This is a genomic window from Achromobacter sp. (assembly GCF_036567245.1).
Classification (GTDB): Bacteria; Pseudomonadota; Gammaproteobacteria; order Burkholderiales; family Burkholderiaceae_B; genus Achromobacter.
Genome location: NZ_DATCUY010000530.1, coordinates 1 through 3899 on the forward strand (window position 1 = coordinate 1; position 3899 = coordinate 3899).

General features: G+C 65.1%; 3 protein-coding genes. All 3 read left to right on the forward strand.

What is annotated here, in order from left to right; genetic code table 11:
• The coding region (gene trkA / locus VIR09_RS22375) for a Trk system potassium transporter TrkA (protein WP_332014839.1) at window positions 1–736 on the forward strand (736 nt) is incomplete at its 5' end.
• Window positions 737–787: 51 nt separating this feature from the next.
• A complete protein-coding gene (locus tag VIR09_RS22380; protein WP_332014840.1) occupies window positions 788–2257 on the forward strand; it encodes a TrkH family potassium uptake protein in 1470 nt (489 codons plus the stop codon).
• Window positions 2258–2622: 365 nt separating this feature from the next.
• Window positions 2623–3867, forward strand: coding sequence for a YbdK family carboxylate-amine ligase (locus tag VIR09_RS22385; protein ID WP_332014841.1), 1245 nt, complete (start codon window positions 2623–2625; stop codon window positions 3865–3867).
• The last annotated feature ends 32 nt before the right edge of the window (window positions 3868–3899 follow it).

Sequence of the window (3899 nt, forward strand, 5' to 3'; positions counted from 1 at the left end):
CGATGCGCGTCGCGCGGTGCGGCAGCTGCGCGACGCCGAGCGCGCCGTGCGCCGGGTGATGATCGCGGGCGGCGGCAATATCGGCCTGCGCCTGGCGCGCCAGCTGGCCGAGGAAAAATACAGCGTTCGCATCATCGAGCGCGACCAGAAGCGCTGCGAATACCTGGCGACTCAACTGCCCGACAGCGTGCTGGTCCTGCACGGCAGCGGCACCGACGAAGCGCTGCTGGAACGCGAGAACATCGAGGACATGGACACCTGGCTGGCGCTGACCAGCGACGACGAGGACAACATCATGTCCTCGCTGCTGGCCAAACGGTTGGGGGCGCGCAAGGTGATCGCCCTGATCAACCGCCAGGCTTATGGCGAGCTGATGCAGGGCAGCCATATCGACATCGCCGTGTCGCCGTCCCAGGCCACCATGAGCGAACTGCTGCGCCATGTGCGGCGCGGCGACGTGGCCGCCGTGCACCGGCTGCGTCAGGGCGTGGCGGAAGCGCTGGAGGCGATCGCCCATGGCGACCGTTCCACTTCCAAGGTGGTGGGGCGCGCGGTCGGTCAGATCAGCCTGCCCAAGGGCGCCAGCATCGGCGCGCTGGTGCGGGAAGACGAAATCATCCTGCCGGACGCCGATACCGTGATCGAATCCGACGACCACGTCATTGTCTTCGTGCCCTCGCGCCGGCAGATGCCGCGCGTGGAAAAGCTGTTCCAAGTCTCGGCGTCCTTCTTCTGATGGGCGCCACCTCCCTCCTATTGCGCGGGCCGCGCGCGGCCGGATAGCTCCATGAAGCGCGTCCTGGGTACCCTCTACATCCTGGGTCTGACGATGGTGATGTTCGCGCTCACCATGCTGATCCCGCTGACTGTCGCCTACGTCGGCGGCGATGCGGCGCGCGAGGCCTTTCTGGACGGGTTCCTGATCTCGGTGGGCATAGGCGGAGGGCTGGCGGCGGTGACGCGCCGCGCCCGCTGCGAACTGCGTGCGCGCGACGGCTTCGTGCTGGTGTCGGCCGTGTGGGCGGGCCTGCCCCTGCTGGCGGCCATCCCGCTGCTGCTCTATTTCCATGGCGCCGGCTTGCCGCTGTCGTTTACCGGCGCGTACTTCGAGGCCATGTCGGGCCTGACCACCACCGGCGCCACGGTCCTGACCAATCTGGACACGCTGCCCGCGTCGATCAACCTGTGGCGCGCCACGCTGATCTGGATCGGCGGCATGGGCATCCTGGTCCTGGCCGTGGCCATCCTGCCCTTGCTCGGGGTGGGCGGGCACCAGGTGGTGCGGGCCGAAACGCCCGGGCCGATGAAGGACGAGCGACTCACGCCGCGCATCGCCAGCACCGCCAAGGCGCTGTACGCGGTCTATTTCGTCTTCTCCATCCTGTGTTTCCTGGCCTACCGGGCGGTCGGGCTATCGTGGTTCGAGGCCTGGTGCCACATGGCCACCACCATGGGTCTGGGCGGCTTTTCGACCTGGGACGACGGTTTTGCCCACTTCGATTCCGTGGCGGTGGAAATGGTGGCGATGGTGTTCATGCTGATCGCCGGCATCAACTTCGCCACCCACTTCAACGCCTTCCGCCAGCGCAGCGGGCGCGCCTATCTGCGCTGTCCGGAAGCGATTCCCTACCTGGTGGTGGTGCTGGGAGTCGGACTGGTCATATCGGTGTTCCTGTTCCTGAAGGGGGTCTATGACGATCCGCTGCAGGCGCTGCGCTACGGCATGTTCAACACGATTTCCATGGCGACCACCACGGGCTACGCCAATACCGACTTCGCGCAGTGGCCGTTGTTCGCCCCGCTGACCATGCTGCTGCTGTCGGGTTTCGCCACCTCCGCCGGGTCCACAGGGGGCGGGATCAAGATGATCCGGGCGATCCTGCTGGTCAAGCAGGCCCGCAACGAGTTGGTCACAATGTTGCACCCGCACGCGGTCAGTCCGGTGCGCATCAACGGCCGGGCGGTCGAGACCCGCACCATGTCGTCGGTATTGGCCTTCATGCTGTTCTACGGCCTTTCCATCGCCGTGTTCACCAGCCTGCTGCTGCTGTCCGGCCTGGACCCGATCACGGCCTTCTCGGCTGTTTTCGCCAGCGTCAACAATACCGGCCCCGGCCTGGGGCCTGTCGGACCCATGGGCAACTTCGCCGTCTTGTCCGATTTCCAGATCTGGGTCTGCACCTTCGCGATGCTGATCGGGCGCCTGGAACTGCTGACGGTGCTGGTGCTGTTCACCCCTATTTTCTGGCGCAAGTAGAAGGCCCCACGCTCCGCGTGCTTGCTGCCTTCCGAGGCGAGTTCAGAGGCCGATTTTTTAGGTAATAACCCTAATAAGGGTTGTCCCACCCCCTCTCGGAACCCCCTCCCACGCTTGCTATCCAGCCGTCGCGGGCCGGGAGGCCGCGCCGTTTCTATGGCGTGAGCGCTCGCTCACTTTTCTTCACAGGGGAAAACCGATTGCTTCGTGATGTTGCACATAAATGTCACGATTTTCCATCTTCTTGCCACAAAACAGCGGCTATCATGCGTGCACAAGCTGCCGTCTAGTGCCCCCCGGGATGTTGCCGGGCTTCAAGGTCGAACGGCGCACACCCTCATCAAACATTCAGAAAGGAGTCCGAGATGGAACAGATCCCGTTCATTTCGTCGGCCCCCAACACCCTGGGCATCGAGCTCGAGCTGCAACTGATAGACCCGCGCAGTTTTGACCTGACCGCAGCCTCGGACGAGCTGCTGGCCCAAATGGCCAACCATCCCATCGCCGACCGCGTTAAACCGGAAATCACGCGGTCCATGATCGAACTGAATTCCTCGGTGCACGAGCACCCCATGGGCCTCTTGGCCGAGATGCGCGAAATGCGCGACGCCCTGATCGAAGCGGCGGACGCCGTGGGCGTGTCGGTCGCCGGTGGCGGCGCCCATCCCTTCATGCGCTGGCAGGAGCGCTCCATTTCGGACACCCCGCGCTTCCAGTACCTGGCCGAAATGTACGGTTACCTGGCGCGTCAATTTACGGTCTTCGGCCAGCACATCCATCTGGGCGTCAAAAGCGGCGACGATTCCATCAAACTGTTGCGCCGCCTGTCGCCCTACGTACCGCATTTCATCGCGCTGTCGGCCTCGTCGCCCTATTGCGAGGGTGTGGATACCCTGTTCTCGTGCTCGCGCCTGAATGCGGTCAACAGCTTCCCGCTGGCCGGCCACATGCCGCCCGAAGTGAAGGAATGGTACCAGTTCGAAGCCCATCTGGCACAGCTGCGGGCCTACGGCCTGGCGGAGAGCATCAAGGACCTGTACTGGGACATCCGCCCCAAGCCGGAATTCGGTACGGTCGAGATCCGCGTGTGCGATACGCCGCTGACGGTCGAGCGGGCTTGCCAGCTGGCGGCTTTCGCCCAGGCGCTGGCGGTGCTGTTGATGCGCGAGGGCGATCCCGGCGACGGCGCCTGGCTGTCCTATCGCAGCAACCATTTCCAGGCCTGCCGCTTTGGTTTGCAGGGCAGCTATGTGACGCCGGACGGACAGCGCCTGCGGTTGATGGATCACCTGCGCAACCTGTTCCAGCGCCTGATGCCGGTGGCAGAAGAGCTGGGCACGGGCGACATGATCGCCGCCTTGCGCGACGAGTCCATGCGCAGCGGCAACGATTCCCGCTGGCTGCGCAGCCAGTTTCATCGCCTGCGCGACCTGCCGCTGGTGGTGGAAGCGATGTCGAACGCCTGGCGCGGCGTGGCCGCGCCCGGGGTAGGGCCGGCCGAACCCACGGCGGTCCTGAGGCGTCGCATCCGCGCCACCTCCGAGCCTATGTCGGCCTTGCCGGCTTCGGAGCCCGGGGTCAGCGTGCCGCTGCCGGAACGTTTGCACTAGGCGGGATGGCCGGACACTCCAGAAGGAGTTCC

Excerpts from the sequence above, each read along its gene's own strand:
- VIR09_RS22385 (WP_332014841.1), top strand. The coding sequence starts at position 2,623 with ATGGAACAGATCCCGTTCATTTCGTCGGCCCCCAACACCCTGGGCATC.
- VIR09_RS22380 (WP_332014840.1), top strand. The coding sequence starts at position 788 with ATGAAGCGCGTCCTGGGTACCCTCTACATCCTGGGTCTGACGATGGTG.